We start from the raw sequence: 17522 nt of genomic DNA, 5'->3' as shown, positions 1-17522 counted from the left end.
GCGCAATTAACGCGTAATCTGCCATAAATTCTAGATTAAACGTTTCAGCAAGCGTATTTTTACGATGTTCGCCGCTGAGTGGCTACTGCCAATTGACCACTCAGTCAGTTATTTTTGAACGTCCCGCGCTGATTTATTCAAAACAATACCTAGTGCGCACATCGCACTAACTAGGAGAACGGCATGCTTGAGCTCACTGTAGAGCAGATATCCATGGGCCAGGTGGCTGTGGATAAATCTGCTGCCTTGCACCTGCTCGCTGACAAACTGGTGGCCGATGGCCTGGTTGCCGAGGGGTATCTGAGCGGCCTGCAAGCCCGTGAAGCCCAGGGTTCGACCTTTCTCGGCCAGGGCATTGCCATTCCCCACGGTACGCCAGAGACCCGCGACCAGGTGTTCACCACGGGTGTGCGCCTGCTGCAGTTCCCCGAAGGGGTGGACTGGGGCGATGGCCAGATCGTCTACCTGGCGATTGGCATCGCCGCCAAATCCGACGAACACCTGCGCTTGCTGCAACTGCTGACCCGTGCCCTCGGTGAAACCGACCTCGGCCAGGCGTTGCGCCGTGCCGGCAGCGCCGAAGCGTTGTTGAAGCTGTTGCAAGGTGCGCCCCAGGAACTGGCGCTGGATGCGCAGATGATCAGCCTGGGCGTGTCTGCCGATGATTTTGAAGAGTTGGTATGGAGGGGGGCGCGCCTGCTGCGCCAGGCCGACTGCGTGAGCAATGGTTTTGCTGCGGTGTTGCAACAGGTCGACGCGTTGCCCCTGGGCGATGGCCTGTGGTGGTTGCACAGCGAACAGACGGTCAAGCGCCCGGGCCTGGCGTTTGTCACGCCGGACAAACCCATGCGCTACCTCGGCCAGCCGCTGCACGGCCTGTTCTGCCTGGCGAGCCTGGGCGAAGCCCACCAAACCTTGCTTGAACGCTTGTGTGCCCTGTTGATTGAAGGGCGCGGCCAGGAATTGGGGCGTGCCACCAGCAGCCGTGCGGTGCTGGAAGTGCTGGGCGGCGAATTGCCGCCAGACTGGCCCAGCGCCCGCATCAGCCTGGCCAACGCCCACGGCCTGCACGCACGCCCAGCCAAGATCCTTGCGCAACTGGCGAAAAGTTTTGATGGCGATATCCGCGTGCGCATCGTTGATGGACCGGTGGGCGCGGTATCGGTCAAAAGTTTGAGCAAGTTGCTCAGCCTCGGTGCGCGTCGTGGCCAGGTGCTGGAGTTTGTCGCCGAGCCGACGATTGCCGGCGATGCACTGCCTGCACTGTTGGCCGCGGTCGAAGAGGGCCTTGGCGAAGAGGTCGAACCATTGCCGGCCCTGAGCGCCCAGCCTGCTCCTGTGGATATCGAGCCGGTGCTCAGCGCGCCATCGAGCGGCAGCCAGATCCAGGCCATCGCCGCCGCGCCGGGCATCGCCATCGGCCCGGCGCATATCCAGATTCCACAGCTGTTCGATTACCCCCTGCGCGGTGAGTCTGCCGCTATCGAACGCCAGCGCCTGCACACCGCCCTGGGCGATGTGCGTAAGGATATCCAGGGCCTGATCGAGCGCAGCCAGGCCAAGGCCATCCGCGAGATTTTCATTACCCATCAGGAGATGCTCGACGACCCGGAGCTGACCGACGAAGTCGATCCCCGCCTCAAGCAAGGCGAAAGCGCGGAAGCTGCGTGGATGAGCGTGATCGAAGCCGCCGCCAAGCAGCAGGAAGCCTTGCAGGACGCCTTGCTGGCCGAGCGCGCCGCTGACCTGCGTGACATCGGCCGTCGCGTGCTGGCGCAGTTGTGCGGCGTCGAAACCGTCCAGGAACCCAGCGAGCCCTACATTCTGGTGATGGATGAAGTCGGCCCCTCGGACGTTGCGCGCCTGGACCCGGCCCGCGTAGCCGGCATTCTGACTGCCCGCGGTGGTGCCACCGCTCACAGCGCCATCGTCGCGCGCGCCCTGGGGATTCCCGCCTTGGTCGGTGCTGGTGCTGCGGTGCTGCTGCTGAGCGCCGGTACTCCACTGCTGCTCGACGGCCAGCGCGGTCGCCTGCATGTCGACCCGGACGCCGCCACCCTGCAACGCGCCACCGTGGAGCGCGACACCCGCGAACAACGCTTGCAAGCTGCCTCGGCTCAACGCCACGAGCCGGCGCTGACCCGTGACGGTCACGCCGTGGAAGTGTTCGCCAATATCGGTGAAAGCGCCGGTGTGGCGAGTGCGGTGGAGCAGGGCGCCGAAGGCATTGGCCTGCTGCGCACCGAACTGATTTTCATGGCCCACCCTCAGGCGCCGGACGAGGCTACCCAGGAAGCCGAGTACCGCCGCGTCCTCGATGGACTCGGCGGTCGCCCGCTGGTGGTGCGCACCCTCGATGTGGGCGGCGACAAGCCCTTGCCCTATTGGCCCATCGCCCAGGAAGAAAACCCCTTCCTTGGCGTGCGCGGCATTCGCCTGACCTTGCAACGCCCGCAGATCATGGAAGCGCAATTGCGGGCACTGCTGCGCTCGGCGGATAACCGGCCGCTGCGCATCATGTTCCCCATGGTCGGCAGCGTGGATGAATGGCGCGCCGCCCGCGACATGACCGAGCGCCTGCGCCTGGAAATCCCGGTCGCTGATTTGCAACTGGGCATCATGATCGAAGTGCCGTCAGCCGCCTTGCTGGCGCCGGTACTGGCCAAGGAAGTCGACTTCTTCAGCGTCGGCACCAACGACCTGACCCAGTACACCCTGGCCATCGACCGCGGCCACCCGACCCTGTCGGCCCAGGCCGATGGCTTGCACCCAGCGGTCTTGCAACTGATCGACATCACCGTGCGCGCCGCCCATGCCCATGGCAAATGGGTCGGCGTATGCGGCGAGTTGGCGGCGGACCCGCTGGCGGTGCCGGTGCTGGTCGGCCTGGGGGTGGATGAGTTGAGCGTGTCGGCCCGCAGCATTGCTGAAGTGAAGGCGCGGGTGCGCGAATTCAGTCTGAGCGAGGCCCAGGGCCTGGCGCAACAAGCACTGGCGGTGGGTTCGCCCGCGCAAGTGCGTGCCCTAGTGGAGGCCGTGTAGATGGCGAAGATTCTGACCCTGACGCTGAACCCGGCGTTGGACCTGACGGTGCGCCTGGCGCGCCTGGAGCCCGGTGCAGTCAATCGCAGTGAGGCGATGTTGACCCACGCGGCCGGCAAGGGCGTGAATGTGGCGCAGGTGCTGGCCGACCTGGGCCACCACGTCAGCGTTGGAGGGTTTCTCGGTGACGCGAACCCTCAGGCTTTCGACGCGCTGATCGCCAGCCGCGGGTTTGGCGATGCGTTCGTCCGCGTGCCGGGCGAAACCCGCAGCAATATCAAGATTGCCGAACAGGACGGACGTGTCACCGATATCAATGCGCCGGGGCCGCTGGTGAGTGAAGCGGCGCAAACAGCGCTGCTTGAGATGATCGCGAAGAAGGGTGCGCAATTCGATGCGGTGGTGGTGGCCGGTAGCTTGCCGCGCGGCGTCAGCCCGCAGTGGTTTCAAGCACTGTTGGGTCAGTTGAAAGACCTCGGTTTGAAAGTCGCCCTGGACACCAGTGGTGAAGCGTTGCGCGCTGGTTTGCAGGCTGGCCCGTGGCTGGTCAAACCCAATACCGAAGAGCTGGCAGAGGCCCTGGATAATGCCACCGATGCGATCAGCCGACTGCATCAGCAAGGCGTCGAGCATGTGGTGGTCTCCGACGGCGCCGCAGGCGTGACCTGGTACCGCCCAGGCGCGGCTCTACACGCCACGCCGCCCAAGGTGACGGTGGCCAGTACCGTGGGCGCTGGCGACTCGCTACTGGCCGGGATGCTTCACGGTTTGCTCAGTGGCGATACGCCTGAGCACACTTTGCGCCGCGCCACTGCGATTGCCGCGATGGCCGTCACTCAGATCGGTTTTGGCATCAGCGATGACGCGCAGTTGGCGCGCCTGGAAAGCGGCGTCGATGTACGCGCGCTGACAGAACAATAAGAGGGTTTGTGATGAAGTTAGCCATTGTTACCGCCTGCCCCAACGGCATGGTCACCAGTGTGCTGTGCGCCCGCTTGTTGGACGCCGCCGCCCAGCGCATGGGCTTGCACACCAGTGTCGAGGTCGTTGATGTGCAGCGCCCGGAACGTCAGTTGTCCCAAGCCACGATCGATGATGCCGAGTGGGTACTGCTGGTCAGCAGTACGCCGGTGGATATGCAGCGTTTTGTCGGCAAACGCGTGTTCCAGACCACACCGGCCCAGGCGCTGGCGGATGTCGAAGGCGTATTGCGCAGGGGCGCTGAAGAGGCCCAGGTGTATGTCGCCAGTGACGCCCCGGTATCGGCGAAGAATGCGCCGCGTATCGTCGCGATTACTGCGTGCCCGACCGGGGTAGCCCACACCTTCATGGCCGCCGAAGCCTTGCAGCAGACCGCCAAGCGCTTGGGCTACGACTTGCAGGTCGAGACCCAAGGCTCGGTCGGCGCCCGCACACCGCTGAGCCCGCAAGCCATCGCCGAGGCCGACGTGGTGTTGCTGGCGGCGGATATTGAAGTCGCCACCGAGCGTTTTGCCGGCAAGAAAATTTACCGCTGTGGCACCGGCATCGCCCTCAAGCAATCCGAAGCCATCCTTAACAAAGCCCTGGCTGAAGGCGCGGTGGAAAACGCCGGCAGTGGCGCGCCGGCCAAGTCGGAGAAAACCGGGGTCTACAAGCACCTGCTCACTGGCGTGTCGTACATGTTGCCGATGGTGGTGGCGGGGGGCTTGTTGATCGCCTTGTCATTTGTGTTCGGCATCCATGCTTTCGAACAGCCAGGCACCTTGGCAGCGGCGCTGAAAAGCGTCGGTGACCAGGCATTCCTGCTGATGGTACCGCTGCTGGCGGGCTACATCGCCTACTCGATCGCCGACCGTCCTGGCCTGGCGCCGGGCATGATCGGCGGCTTGCTGGCGGGGACGCTGGGGGCTGGGTTTATCGGCGGCATCCTGGCCGGTTTCGTCGCGGGTTACTGCGTCAAGCTGATCAGCCGTGCGGTGCAATTGCCCCAGAGCCTGGAGGCGCTCAAGCCGATCCTGATCATCCCGTTGCTGGCCAGCCTGTTCACCGGCCTGGTGATGATCTCCCTGGTGGGCCCGCCGGTCGCACGTTTGCTGACGGGTCTCACCGATTTTCTCAGCACCATGGGCACTACCAACGCAGTGCTGCTGGGCATTTTGCTCGGCGGCATGATGTGCGTGGATTTGGGCGGGCCGATCAACAAGGCGGCGTATGCGTTTTCTGTCGGCCTGCTGGCGGCGTCGAGCGGCGCACCGATGGCCGCGACCATGGCTGCCGGCATGGTGCCGCCGATTGGCATGGGCATCGCTACGTTATTGGCTCGGCGCAAGTTCGCCCAGACTGAACGCGAAGCCGGCAAGGCCGCGATGATCCTGGGCCTGTGCTTTATCTCCGAAGGCGCGATCCCGTTCGCGGCCAAAGACCCGCTGCGCGTGATCCCGGCCAGCATCGCCGGTGGCGCGCTGACCGGTGCGCTGTCGATGTACTTCGGCTGCAAGTTGGCCGCGCCCCATGGCGGGTTGTTTGTGCTGGTGATTCCGAATGCGATGAACCACGCGTTGTTGTACTTGCTGGCGATTGTGGCGGGCAGTGTGTTGACGGGGTTGGTGTATGCGCTGCTCAAGCGACCGGAAGCCGTGGAGCTGACGGTCACTGCTGCCAGGGGCTGATGGGATTCAGAATGTGGGAGGGAGCAAGCCCCCTCCCACATTTGGATCTCCATTGTTTGTAAGGCCGGTGTCATCTTCGTTTCATCCCATCATGCTTTAGTGGCCCTTTTGATACTCAAGAGGGCACCTGCATGAGCCACTTCGATCTCGGCCGCCGCCGCGTGATGCAAGCCGTGGGCGCCGGCCTGTTGTTGCCGGGCCTGGCCCCGGCGGTGATCGCTTCGGTGAAGGACCGGCCGCAACTCACGGATGGCGTGCAATCGGGCGACCTGCTCGGCGACCGTGCGATGATCTGGAGCCGCAGCGACCGCCCCGCGAAGATGGTGGTGGAGTGGGATACGCGCAGTGTGTTCAGCAACCCCCGCCGATTGGTTTCCCCGCTGGCCGACAGCCGCAGCGACTTTACTGCCCGTGTCGAGCTCACCGGTTTGCCGGTCGATCAGTCGATCTTCTACCGTGTTCACTTCGAAGACGCCCAGACCGGTGTCGCCAGCGAGCCCTGGTTCGGTCACTTGCGCAGCGAGCCGCAACAGCGTCGCGATATCCGCTTTGTATGGAGCGGCGACACCGTTGGCCAAGGCTTCGGCATCAACCCGGAGATTGGCGGTATGCGTATCTACGAAGCCATGCGCCTGCGCCTGCCAGACTTTTTTATCCACAGCGGCGACACCATCTACGCCGACGGCCCGGTGCCCGCGCAGTTGACCACCGAAGGCGGACGTATCTGGCGCAACATCACCACCGAGGCCAAGAGCAAAGTGGCGGAAACCCTCGATGAGTATCGCGGCAATTACCGCTACAACCTGCTGGATGAAAACGTGCGCCGCTTCAATGCCCAAGTGCCGCAGATCTGGCAGTGGGACGATCATGAGGTGATCAATAACTGGTCCTCCAGCAAGCAACTGGATGAGCGTTACCAGACCCGCGACATCAATACCCTGGTCGGCCGTGCGCGGCAGGCCTGGCTGGAATATTCACCGATGCGCCGCCAGAGTGCCGACGGCGGCGGGCGTATTTATCGCAAGCTCAGTTACGGGCCGCTGCTGGACGTGTTTGTGCTGGATATGCGCAGCTATCGTGGGCCGAATGATGACAACCTGGGCGGCGAAAAACCCTTCCTCGGTCGCCAGCAACTGGACTGGCTCAAGCGCGAACTCAAGGCGTCGCAGGCGCAATGGAAGGTGATCGCCGCCGACATGCCGATTGGCCTGGGCGTGCCCGACGGTGAAGTCAGCCCCGGCGTGGCGCGTTGGGAAGCCATCGCCAATGGCGACCCCGGCCCGGCGCAAGGGCGTGAGCTGGAGATTGCCGAACTGCTTGGCTTTCTGCGTGCGCAGAAGGTGCGCAACCATGTGTGGCTGACGGCCGATGTGCACTACTGCGCGGCGCACCACTACCACCCGGACCGGGCGGCGTTCCAGGATTTCGAGCCGTTTTGGGAGTTTGTGGCAGGGCCGCTGAATGCCGGCAGCTTCGGGCCGAATCCGTTGGATAAAACCTTTGGCCCGCAAGTGGTGTTCGAGAAAGCGCCGCCTGCGCAAAACACCTCGCCGTTTGCTGGCTTTCAGTTTTTTGGTGAAGTGCAGATTGATGGGCAGACGGGGGAGTTGACCGTCATTTTGCGCGATCTCGATGGCGTTTCGGTGTTTGAGCAAAAACTGCAACCTGCCTGATTGGAATGCAGTTAAAACTGTGGGAGGGAGCAAGCCCCCTCCCACAATTGATCTTCATTGCCTGACGGGTCAGTAGACATCCCGGCGATAGCGGCCCTGTTCAATCAAGCGCTCCACCGCCTCACTGCCCAGGATATCCACCAACGCCTGATCCACCCCCGTCGCCATCCCTTGCAAACTGCCGCACACATAAATCGCCGCGCCGTCCGCCAGCCATTTGCGCAACACATCTGCCGATTCGCGCAGGCGATCCTGTACGTAGATCTTCTCTTCCTGGTCCCGCGAAAACGCCAGGTCCAGCAGCGCCAGGTCGCCACTGGCCAGCCAGCCTTGCAGTTCGTCCTGGCACAGATAATCGTGGGCGATATGGCGCTCGCCAAACAGCAACCAGTTACGCTGCTGGCCATCGGCAATACGCGCCTTGAGCAGGCTGCGCAGGCCCGCAAGGCCGGTGCCGTTGCCCAGCAGGATCAACGGCACGGGAGCGTCCGGCAGGTGGAAGGCACTGTTGCGGCGCAGGCGCAGGCTGATACCCGAACCGATGGCGGCGTGTTCGGTCAGCCAGCCGGAGCCCAGGCCCAGGCTGCCGTCGGGGTGGCGTTCCTGGCGCACGATCAGTTCCAGCACGCCGTCGCCGGCAATCGAGGCGATGGAATATTCGCGCATACCCAGGGGCACCAGTGCGTCCACCAGGGCTTGGGCATGCAAGCCGACCAGGTGTGCACGGTTGTCCGGCAGTTGACGGTTGGCCAGGGCTTGATCGAGCGTTTGTGCCAAGCCGTCGATCAACACGCCGTCACTGCCGGCCAGGCCGAGGCCGTCGAGGAAATGCTCCACGGCCCACGGACAATTGCGCGGCAAGACCTCCACCAAGTCACCGGCGAGCCAGCTCTGAGGCGAAGGTGGAGTGAGACCTAGCAGGTAGACATCGGCCCCCACGCTGCCGGGGTTGAGCAGGCGGCGTTGGCTCAACGTCCAGTTTTCGTACGGGTCTGCCTGCCAGGCCGCCGCGGATGCGTGACCGGTGAGCTGGCCCAGTTGCTGTTGCCAGGTGTGCAAGGCCACTGCGTCGCCGCTGTCGACTTCCACCGGGGCAAACAGCGGGTTGCCGCCCTGGTTGGTCAGCCAGAAATGCAGGCGCCGGGCGAAGCCACAGAAGTGTTCATACTGCCGATCACCCAGGGCCAGTACCGAGTAGTTCAAGCCTTTGAGGGGCAGGTCCTGGCCGAGCACGCTGCGCTCGAAACCACGGGCGCTGTCGGGGGCTTCGCCGTCGCCGAAGGTGCTGACCACAAACAGCGCATGTTGTGATTGGCTGAGGTCGTCGCGGCTGACGCTGCCCAGGGGCTGCACCTTGACCGCAACGCCGGCGGCCTGCAATTGCCCGGCAGTCTGCCAGGCCAACTGTTCGGCAAAGCCGCTTTGGCTGGCAAACCCGATCAGCCAGGCCGGCGCATCGCTGTGAGGGGCACTCAAACCTTTGCGGGCTTCGCGTACCTGGCGTTTCTTGCGACGACGGTCGAGGTACAACAGCCAGCCAGTGATGAAAAACAGGGGCATGAGCAGCGAGCTGACGGTGAGCACGATGCGCCCGATCAGGCCGAAATAACTCCCAGTGTGCAACGCATAGACGCTGGTCAGCAGTTGAGCCTTGAGGCTCTTGCTGGCATAGCGGTCATGGGATTTGACCTCACCGGTGGCCGGGTCCAGGTTGATCTGGTTCAGCGCACGGTCATGGGGTGAATCCTTGAGCAGGTAGTACACGGTGGCCGGTTGCCCGGCGACGGCCGGCATACGGATATTGTAGGCACTCAGGTCGGGGCCGGCGTTGCTGTAGATGCTGCTCCAGATCGCCTCGTAGTTGGCCACCGGGGCAGGGCCCGGGGGCGGCGGGCCGCGTTTACGCATCCGCTCGTTCTGCGGCGCATCGGAGAGCAGTTTGGTCACGCCCTGGTTGTACCAGTCGTAGGACCAATACAGCCCGGTCAGTGCCGCCAGCAGATAGAACAGCAGGCACCAGGTGCCGAACACCGAGTGCAGGTCCCAGTTGAAGCTGCGGCCCTTTTTGCGCCAGTCCAGGGTCAGCCACACGCGCCAGCTTTTTACCTGGCGCGGCCAGCGCAGGTACAAACCAGAGAGGCAGAAAAACACCAGGATCAGGGTGCAGGCGCCCGTGATATTGCGCCCAGTGTCGCCGATGGCGAGGAAGCGGTGCAGTTGCAGGATAAAGCCGAATACATCCTGGCCGACGGCGTCGCCCAGGTAGTCGCCGGTGTACGGGTCGAAGTAGCGCATCTGGCCACGACGCTCCCCCGGTGGCGGGGTGAAGGACACCCGGCCGGCATTGCCGCTGTCGCTTTCCACCCACAGCATCGCGACGCTCTTGCCTTCGGTGGCCTCCAGCTTGCGCACCAGCTCGGCAGGCGGCAGTACGCCGGCTTCGCGTTTCTGTACGTTCAATACCGTGGGGTTGAGGGCCCGCAGGATTTCATCCTGGAACGAGTACGCAGCCCCGGTGATCCCCATCAAGGCCAGCACCAGCCCGGCAGTGATGCCGAAGAACCAGTGCAACTGAAACAGGGTTTTCTTCAACACGTTGGAGCGCCTCGCTGATCTGGATATCGATGTCACGGCGCGCATTATGCCGTGGGTTATCGAGAAAAATTCTGTTTTACACACAAAAGCCCCACGCATCCGATGCGTGGGGCCTTGGGTCGGAGCATTGACTGCGTTTAGAAGTGGAAGCTGGTGGTCAACAGGGCGGTACGACCGGCCGCCTGGTTGGCGAAGTGAGTGGAGAAGGCCTTGTCGTAGTAGGTCTTGTCGGTCAGGTTCTGCACGTTAAGTTGCAGGTCGACGTTCTTGGTCAGCTTGTAGCTGGCCATGGCGTCGTAGCGAGTGTAGGAGGGTACGTACACGGTGTTGCCGACATCGCCGTAAACCTGATCGACATAAAAGGCGCCGCCGCCGATGGTCAGCTTGGGCGTGATGTCGTAGGTGGTCCACAGGCTGAAGGAGTTCTTCGGCGTGTTGGGCATCTGGTTGCCTTTGTTGGAGCCGGCACTCACTACACCGTTACGCCCGTTCAGGCCGGATTTGACCAGCTCGCTGTCCAGGTAGCTGTAGCCCGCAAACAACTGCCATTTATCTGTGATCTTGCCGCTGGCGGACAACTCGATGCCGTCGACCTGAGATTCACCGGCGTTCTGGTAGGTGAGAGCGTCCACCAGGATGCGGGTGTTTTTCTTCTCGGTGCGGAAGATAGCTGCGGTCAGAGACAGGCGATCGTGGAACAGGTCCCACTTGGTGCCCAGTTCATAGTTGACGGTTTCTTCGGGCTGCAAGTCGCTGGTGGCGGCACCGGCTGACAGTGGGTTGCCGTCGGAGCCTTCGCCGATCAGGCCGCCGGCAGGCGTGGCCGAGGTCGCGTAGGAAGCGTAGATGCTGCCGTTCTCCAGCGGCTTCCACACCAGGCCGGCCTGCCAGTTGAAGAACTGGCTGTCGTCCTTGATCTTGGAGCGTCCGGCCACGGCGTTGCTGTTGGCCTCGGTATCGAAGGTGTCGTAACGCAGGCCCACGTTCAGCAGCCATTTCGGATCCAGCTCGATGGTGTCGAACACATAGGCGGCGCGGCTGGTGGCCTTGGTGTTGGTGCCCATGTAGTTGCGCGCAACACTGCCGTTCCAGGCGTCGTCCGGGTTCGGGTTGCTCAGTGAGGTGCACTGGCCGCCCAGGCTGCCCTTGGCCGGGTTGCACACCGGGTTGGCGTTGGGGCTGACGGTATAGCCGCTGACACGCGTTTCTTCACCGGTGAATTCCAGGCCGGTGGAGTAGCTGTGCTTGAAGCCCAGCGCCTGGAAGCTGCCAAACAGGTCGGTCTGGTTGGTGGTTGTGGTGGTCGTGGAAACACGGCTATTGGCACGACGCCATACGGTGCCGAACTTGTTGACGTTGAGTTTGCTGTCGTCCGGTTGTGTCAGCACATAGTCCTGGCCGGTGCTGCCATGGCGCAGGGTATTTTTCAGCGTCATGTTGTCGTTCAGGTCGTGCTCGATGGAGAACGTGCTGATGTCGGCGCGGGTCTTGCGGAAGTCGCGGCTTTTCAAACCGTAGAAATTGTTGCTGTCGCCGCCGTCGTTGGGTTTGTCGTGCGCGTGGGCGGTGGCGGTCGAGGAGCCATAACCATACGGAATCCCCGAATCCGGCAGGTCATCGCTTTCCATATGGTAATAGCTGAGGTTGACGCGGGTCGGCGTGCCCAGGCCGAACGTCAGCGACGGGGCTACACCCCAGCGGTCGTAGTTCACCGCATCGCGGCCTGCCACGTTTTGTTCGTGGCTCATCAGGTTCAGGCGGAAGGCGGCGCTGTCGTCGAGGAACTGGCGGTTCACGTCGAGCACGTAGCGGCGGGTCTGGTCGGAGCCGTAGGTAAAGCCGCCGTTGGTGAAGTCACGTGCTTGTGGGGTTTTGCTCACCAGGTTGAGGCTACCACCGGCCGAACCACGGCCGCCGAACGAGGAGTTCGGGCCCTTGCTGACTTCGATGGACTCGATATCGAAGATCTCGCGGCTCTGGCCGCCGGTGTCGCGCACGCCGTCCAGGTAAGTGTCGCCTTGGGCATCAAAACCACGAATGAACGGGCGATCGCCTTGGGGGTTGCCGCCTTCACCGGCGCCGAAGGTAATGCCCGGTACGGTGCGCAAGGCGTCCTGCAACGACGTGGCGGCAGTGTCCTTGAGTACTTGTTGCGGCACCACGGTGACCGAACGCGGTGTGTCCACCAGCGGCGCGGTGTATTTCTGCGACGAGGCTTTTTCCACCTGATAGGAGGTGTTGTCCTGGTCCTGGCCGGTAATGTTGGTGGCGCCGAGGGAGATAGGGTTGCGCTCGCCTTTTTGCTCGGTGTTTTCTGCTGCCTGCGCCAGGTGGGCGGCAGAGCTGGCGCTGAGGGCAACGCCGATGGCCGAGGCCAGCATACGTGGTGAACTGGCGGTTGTTATTAGCGTAGTGCGCGACATGACGTGTCCCTTCCCCAAGGATGTGAGGCCGCGGAATATAGGGCCAACAAGACTTTGTATCAATTGAGAGATATTGCTATTCGCATCGAATTTACATTCTTTACACTTTTTCGTTACGGATTTTGCGTTCTCGTTCGTCCCCGGGTTTTACAGGGCGGATAAGAATCAATACCATTGGCGCCTCTCTGATCGCAGGTATTGCCTCATGTTGCTGCACATTCCCGGCCTGTTCTCTCGCGAGGAGGTGCTGCGCATTCGCCAAGCCCTGGAAGAGGCTGAATGGGCCGATGGCAAAATCACTGCCGGGCATCAGTCCGCCAAAGCCAAGCACAACCTGCAATTGCCCGAAGGCCACCCATTGGCCAAGGAGATCGGCGCAGCCATGCTGGAGCGGTTGTGGAGCAACCCGCTGTTCATGTCGGCGGCGCTGCCGCACAAAGTCTTCCCGCCGCTGATCAACTGCTATACCGCAGGTGGCAGTTTTGACTTCCATATCGACAATGCGGTGCGCCAGCCCAAAGGCAGCCACGAGCGCGTGCGCACCGACCTGTCGTCCACGCTGTTCTTCAGCGATCCCAACGAGTACGACGGCGGCGAACTGGAGATCCAGGACACCTTCGGCCTGCAACGGGTCAAGCTCCCCGCCGGCGATCTGGTGCTGTACCCCGGCTCCAGCCTGCATAAAGTCAACGCCGTGACCCGTGGTGCTCGCTATGCCTCGTTCTTCTGGACCCAAAGCCTGGTGCGCGAAGACAGCCAGCGCACCTTGCTGTTCGAAATGGACGACGCCATCCAGCAACTGAGCCGCGACGTGCCCGAGCACCCGGCGCTGATCCAGCTCACCGGCACCTATCACAACCTCCTGCGCCGCTGGGTCGAGGTCTGAGATGGGCTTTTTATTGCGTCGCCAGGAAGTGCTCAACGTCGAGCAATTGCAGTCCATGCTTGATGATTCCCCGGTGCGCGTCGCCCAGGCGATCCTGATCGCAGCCAAGGAAGGCGTGGTCGATGCCCAGGCGTTGCTCGGGCAGATCCTGCTGGAAGGGCGCGGTATTGCACGCGATGAAGCGCTGGCGCTGCGCTGGTTCCAGATTGCGGCGCAGGGCGGGCACGTGATGGCGCGCAATATGGCCGGGCGTTGCCTGGAGCATGGTTGGGGTTGCGCCGTCGATGAAGCGGCAGCTGCGCGGCAATACCGGCTGGCAGCAGAGACCGGCCTGGATTGGGGCCAGTACAACTACGCCAACCTGCTGGCGACCGGCCGTGGCGTTGTGCAAGACCAGGCCCAGGCGCTGACGCTTTATCGCCAGGCGGCAGAGCAGGGCCACGCCAAGTCGATGAATCTGTTGGGGCGTTATCTGGAAGATGGGCAGTATTGCCCCAAGGATCTTGAGGCAGCCGTTGAATGGTACCGGCGCTCCGCCGAAGCCGGGGATTTTCGGGGGCAGTTCAGTTATGCGGCGGTGCTGGCGCACAGAGGCCAAATCGACGCTGCGCTGGAGTGGCTGCGCAAGGCGTTGGCGCATGGGAATCTCAAATTCCTGCGAACGGCGCACAAGGCGCTGGCGCTGGCCAATGAGCCGCAGATTCGCGCGATGGCCAATGCCTATCAACAGCGTGCCGCGACCTTTTCCTGAAGCCAAAAAAAACCCATGACTTGTCATGGGTTTTTTATATGCGGCGTTCTTACACGTAGAACGATTTCAACGGTGGGAACCCATTGAACTCAATCGCGCTGTAGCTGGTGGTGTACGCACCGGTCGACAGCCAGTACAAACGATCACCAATCGCCAGGTTCAGCGGTAGGCCGTACTTGTAGTTCTCGTACATGATGTCGGCGCTGTCGCAGGTTGGGCCGGCAATGACCACTTCTTCCATCTCGCCTTTCTTCTCGGTCCAGATCGGAAACTTGATGGCTTCGTCCATGGTTTCGATCAGGCCGGAGAACTTGCCCACATCCGTGTACACCCAACGCTCGACGGCGGTACGCGACTTACGGGCCACCAGCACCACTTCGCTCACCAGGATACCGGCGTTGGCGATCAGCGAACGGCCTGGCTCCAGGATGATTTCCGGCAGGTCGTCGCCGAAGTCTTCCTTGAGGAAGCGGATGATTTCTTCGGCGTAGGTTTCCAGGCTGTTGGTGCGGGTGATGTAGTTGGCCGGGAAGCCGCCGCCCATGTTGATCAGCTTCAGTTCGATGCCGTCTTCTTCTTTCAAACGCTCGAAGATCACCTTGACCTTGGCGATGGCCGCGTCCCACACGCTGATGTCGCGCTGTTGCGAGCCGACGTGGAACGAGATGCCGTAAGGCACCAGGCCCAGGTCGCGGGCGAGGATCAGCAGGTCCATGGCCATGTCGGTCTGGCAGCCGAATTTGCGCGACAAAGGCCAGTCGGCCGTGGTCGAGCCTTCGGTGAGGATGCGCACATACACTTTCGAGCCCGGCGCGGCCTTGGCGATGTTGCGCAGGTCGGCTTCGGAGTCGGTGGAGAACAGGCGCACGCCCTTCTCATAGAAGTAGCGGATGTCCTTGGATTTCTTGATGGTGTTGCCGTAGCTGATACGGTCGGCGCTGACGCCGCGGTCCATGACCTTGTCCAGCTCGTAGATCGAGGCGATGTCGAAGCTCGAACCCTTGTCTTTCAACAGGTCGATGATCTCCACGGCCGGGTTGGCCTTGACGGCGTAATACACTTTGGCGAATTCGAAACCGGCGCGCAGGTCATCGTAGGCCTGGCTGATCATCGCGGTGTCGATCACCACGAATGGGGTTTCTTGCTTGTCGGCGAACGCCTTCATTTTGTCAAAGGTGGCGCGCGCGAAATAATCTTCGACGTTGATCGACATGCTGGGGACTCCTAGGGGCAAACTGAAATTAGCAATGGGTGCAAATGAACGTCCTCCGTATCCCCACTTTGGTTCGCCTACTTCCCAAGGCATGTCGCCGAAAGCAAAAAGGCCACGGGATAAGCTTCCCTTGGCCTTGCTGTCTCGTCGTCAGTACTTGAGCCGGATGGATCGTTTCCAGCATGGACGTTCGGCGCGAACTTTAGGGCTTGATGGGCGTGGGATCAACTAAAAATGTCGCGTTTTTGCACGCGTTCGTCGCGGGACCCAGTCCAGCTACTTATGTAACCGACCGGTGTGACGGATTGATGTTCCCCGCTGAGTGGGAATTGAGGACATTTCCCTGACTCACCGAGGGGCGAATGTGGGAGGGGGCTTGCTCCCGATAGCGGTGTGTCAGTCACTTCTCAGTCACTGATTCACCGCTATCGGGAGCAAGCCCCCTCCCACATTTTTATCCCTGTTGTATCAGGTCAGGCCAGGGCGGTCTCGGCCGGCGAGACAATATTGGTCTTGCCCCCACGGGACTTGCCAGAGCTCAGGTACTCGGCAATCGACTCCTGAGTCACTTCACCCAGGAACACCCGCTCGGCATCCATCACCGGCAACCACGAGCGGTTGAACTCATACATGCGCGACAGCAGGATGCGCAAATGCTCGTCGTAGGCAGCGGTGGCGTTGAACTCGCGCAGGTACTGGCCGCAGGTACCGGTCTGACGGTGTAAGTCGCGACGGCGCACATACCCCAGTGCCTTGTTCTCGGCACAGGTGACCACCACGTAGCGGCGGTCGTGCTCATCCATCAGCTCCAGCGCATCGGCCACCGGTGTTTCCGGGCTCACCGACGGAGCGTTGTCCGCTGCGTCTTCGGCTTTTACCAGCAGCAGGCGCTTGAGCGTGCTGTCCTGACCCACGAAGTTGCTCACGAACTCATCGGCCGGGTGCGCCAGCAGCGTGTCCGGGTGGTCGATCTGCAGCAGCTTGCCGGCACGGAAGATGGCGATCTTGTCACCCAGCTTGATGGCTTCGTCGATGTCGTGGCTGACCATGATCACGGTCTTGTTCAGCGCGCGCTGCATCTCGAAGAACTCGTTCTGGATCATCTCGCGGTTGATCGGGTCGACCGCGCCGAACGGCTCATCCATCAGCAACAGCGGCGCATCGGCCGCCAGCGCACGGATCACGCCGATACGCTGTTGCTGGCCACCGGACAGCTCACGTGGGTAGCGATGCAGGTACTGCTTGGGTTCCAGCTTGATCATGCTCATCAGTTCGCGGGCGCGGTCGTGGCATTTTTGCTTGTCCCAACCGAGCAGCTTGGGCACGACCACGATGTTTTCCTCGATGGTCATGTTGGGAAACAGGCCGATCTGCTGGATCACGTAGCCGATGTTGCGCCGCAGGGTCACTTCGTCCAGGTCAGTGGTGTCTTCACCGTTGATCAGGATCTTGCCCGAGGAGGGCTTGATCAGGCGGTTGATCATCTTCAGCGTGGTGCTCTTGCCGCAGCCCGAGGGCCCCAGGAATACGCAAATTTCGCCTTCGTTGACGGTCAGGCTTACATCGTTGACGGCGGTGACAGTCTTGCCGTTGCTTTGAAAAGTCTTGGACAGGTTTTGAAGTTCGATCATTTGAGCAATCCTTTTGGAGTCAGCGAGCGTTGCAGCCATTGCAGAAGCAGGTCGGCGAAGATGGCCAGGAGACTGACCAGCACGGCGCCGACAATCAGCATCGACATATCGCTGCGGCTGATGGAAGCCAGAATAAGTACACCCAGGCCACCGGCACCGATGGTGGCGGCGATGGTCATCACACCGATATTCATCACGACAGCGGTGCGCACGCCAGCGAGGATCACCGGCACAGCAATCGGCAGTTCGACCATGCGCAGGCGCTGGCCGAAGGTCATGCCGATGCCTTTGGCGGCCTCGCGAATGCCTGGCTCAACGCCGGTGAGGGCCAGGTAGGTGTTACGCATGATTGGCAGCAGGGAGTACAGGAACACGGCGGTGATCGCCGGCATCGGCCCCAGGCCCTGGCCGAACTTGGAGTAGAACGGCAACAGCAGCCCGAACAGCGCAATGGATGGCACGGTCAGCAACACCGTGGCGCTGGCTTGCAAGGGACCTGCGAGGGTTGGGAAGCGCGTCATCAGAATACCCAGGGGCACGCCGATAAAGATCGCGAGGATCACGGCGATGCCGACCAGGGTGATGTGCTGCCAGGTCAGGTGCAGGACTTGGGCCCAATCAAGATGGGAAAAGGCGTTCAAAAATTCCATGTCTTCT

Annotated in this window: 11 protein-coding genes; 6 read left to right on the top strand and 5 right to left on the bottom strand. The window is 62.1% G+C overall.

The genetic code is table 11. From position 1 onward, the window contains the following. Nucleotides 1-183 precede the first annotated feature (183 nt). From ptsP to E4P00_RS14535, 4 genes are all read left to right on the top strand, one after another. Nucleotides 184-3042: a phosphoenolpyruvate--protein phosphotransferase gene (gene ptsP / locus E4P00_RS14550; protein ID WP_248131843.1), complete on the top strand. Its 2859-nt coding sequence runs from the start codon at nucleotides 184-186 to the stop codon at nucleotides 3040-3042. Further along, a complete protein-coding gene (gene pfkB / locus E4P00_RS14545) occupies nucleotides 3043-3963 on the top strand; it encodes a 1-phosphofructokinase (protein ID WP_032877826.1) in 921 nt (306 codons plus the stop codon). Between the two features lie 11 nt (nucleotides 3964-3974). Next, on the top strand, nucleotides 3975-5693 hold the full coding sequence (locus tag E4P00_RS14540; protein ID WP_248131841.1) for a PTS fructose-like transporter subunit IIB: 1719 nt from the start codon (nucleotides 3975-3977) through the stop codon (nucleotides 5691-5693). A gap of 131 nt (nucleotides 5694-5824) precedes the next feature. Then, the gene (locus E4P00_RS14535) at nucleotides 5825-7366 is read left to right on the top strand and encodes an alkaline phosphatase D family protein (RefSeq protein WP_032877824.1); all 1542 of its coding nucleotides are present in this window, start codon (nucleotides 5825-5827) and stop codon (nucleotides 7364-7366) included. Between the two features lie 69 nt (nucleotides 7367-7435). On the opposite strand, the gene E4P00_RS14530 is transcribed toward E4P00_RS14535, so the two are convergent. Beyond that, nucleotides 7436-9961, bottom strand: coding sequence for a sulfite reductase flavoprotein subunit alpha (locus E4P00_RS14530; protein ID WP_248131839.1), 2526 nt, complete (start codon nucleotides 9959-9961; stop codon nucleotides 7436-7438). Nucleotides 9962-10098: 137 nt separating this feature from the next. Next, nucleotides 10099-12384, bottom strand: coding sequence for a TonB-dependent siderophore receptor (locus E4P00_RS14525; protein WP_148853454.1), 2286 nt, complete (start codon nucleotides 12382-12384; stop codon nucleotides 10099-10101). 205 nt (nucleotides 12385-12589) lie between these two features. Here E4P00_RS14525 and E4P00_RS14520 point away from each other — a divergent pair, with 205 nt between their 5' ends. Both E4P00_RS14520 and E4P00_RS14515 read left to right on the top strand, forming a co-directional pair. After that, nucleotides 12590-13270 carry a Fe2+-dependent dioxygenase gene (locus E4P00_RS14520; protein ID WP_248131837.1) on the top strand — a complete coding sequence of 227 codons (681 nt, stop codon included), beginning with the start codon at nucleotides 12590-12592 and terminating at the stop codon, nucleotides 13268-13270. Between the two features lies 1 nt (nucleotide 13271). Then, nucleotides 13272-14021 (top strand): tetratricopeptide repeat protein, encoded by a 750-nt coding sequence (locus E4P00_RS14515; RefSeq protein ID WP_248131835.1) that lies wholly within the window; start codon nucleotides 13272-13274, stop codon nucleotides 14019-14021. A 49-nt stretch (nucleotides 14022-14070) separates the two neighbouring features. Here the strand turns inward: E4P00_RS14515 and E4P00_RS14510 are convergent, their stop codons facing one another. The 3 genes from E4P00_RS14510 to E4P00_RS14500 form a co-directional block, all read right to left on the bottom strand. Next, entirely contained in the window at nucleotides 14071-15234 is a 1164-nt protein-coding gene (locus tag E4P00_RS14510; RefSeq protein WP_005784717.1) for a type III PLP-dependent enzyme, read from the bottom strand. Nucleotides 15235-15707: 473 nt separating this feature from the next. Next, the gene (locus tag E4P00_RS14505) at nucleotides 15708-16865 is read right to left on the bottom strand and encodes an ABC transporter ATP-binding protein (RefSeq protein WP_248131833.1); all 1158 of its coding nucleotides are present in this window, start codon (nucleotides 16863-16865) and stop codon (nucleotides 15708-15710) included. Further along, nucleotides 16862-17515: an ABC transporter permease gene (locus E4P00_RS14500; protein ID WP_005784720.1), complete on the bottom strand. Its 654-nt coding sequence runs from the start codon at nucleotides 17513-17515 to the stop codon at nucleotides 16862-16864. Before E4P00_RS14500 ends, E4P00_RS14505 begins: the two co-directional genes overlap by 4 nt. Between the last annotated feature and the right edge of the window lie 7 nt (nucleotides 17516-17522).

It is taken from the genome of Pseudomonas sp. B329 (genome assembly GCF_023127835.1).
Classification (GTDB): domain Bacteria; phylum Pseudomonadota; class Gammaproteobacteria; order Pseudomonadales; family Pseudomonadaceae; genus Aquipseudomonas; species Aquipseudomonas synxantha_A.
This window is presented reverse-complemented; position numbering and strand designations above follow the sequence as displayed.

Coding starts and splice junctions, on each gene's coding strand:
- E4P00_RS14515 (WP_248131835.1), top strand. CDS start 13,272: ATGGGCTTTTTATTGCGTCGCCAGGAAGTGCTCAACGTCGAGCAATTG.
- E4P00_RS14510 (WP_005784717.1), bottom strand. CDS start 15,234: ATGTCGATCAACGTCGAAGATTATTTCGCGCGCGCCACCTTTGACAAA.
- E4P00_RS14525 (WP_148853454.1), bottom strand. CDS start 12,384: ATGTCGCGCACTACGCTAATAACAACCGCCAGTTCACCACGTATGCTG.
- E4P00_RS14500 (WP_005784720.1), bottom strand. CDS start 17,515: ATGGAATTTTTGAACGCCTTTTCCCATCTTGATTGGGCCCAAGTCCTG.
- E4P00_RS14540 (WP_248131841.1), top strand. CDS start 3,975: ATGAAGTTAGCCATTGTTACCGCCTGCCCCAACGGCATGGTCACCAGT.
- ptsP (WP_248131843.1), top strand. CDS start 184: ATGCTTGAGCTCACTGTAGAGCAGATATCCATGGGCCAGGTGGCTGTG.
- E4P00_RS14505 (WP_248131833.1), bottom strand. CDS start 16,865: ATGATCGAACTTCAAAACCTGTCCAAGACTTTTCAAAGCAACGGCAAG.
- pfkB (WP_032877826.1), top strand. CDS start 3,043: ATGGCGAAGATTCTGACCCTGACGCTGAACCCGGCGTTGGACCTGACG.
- E4P00_RS14535 (WP_032877824.1), top strand. CDS start 5,825: ATGAGCCACTTCGATCTCGGCCGCCGCCGCGTGATGCAAGCCGTGGGC.
- E4P00_RS14520 (WP_248131837.1), top strand. CDS start 12,590: ATGTTGCTGCACATTCCCGGCCTGTTCTCTCGCGAGGAGGTGCTGCGC.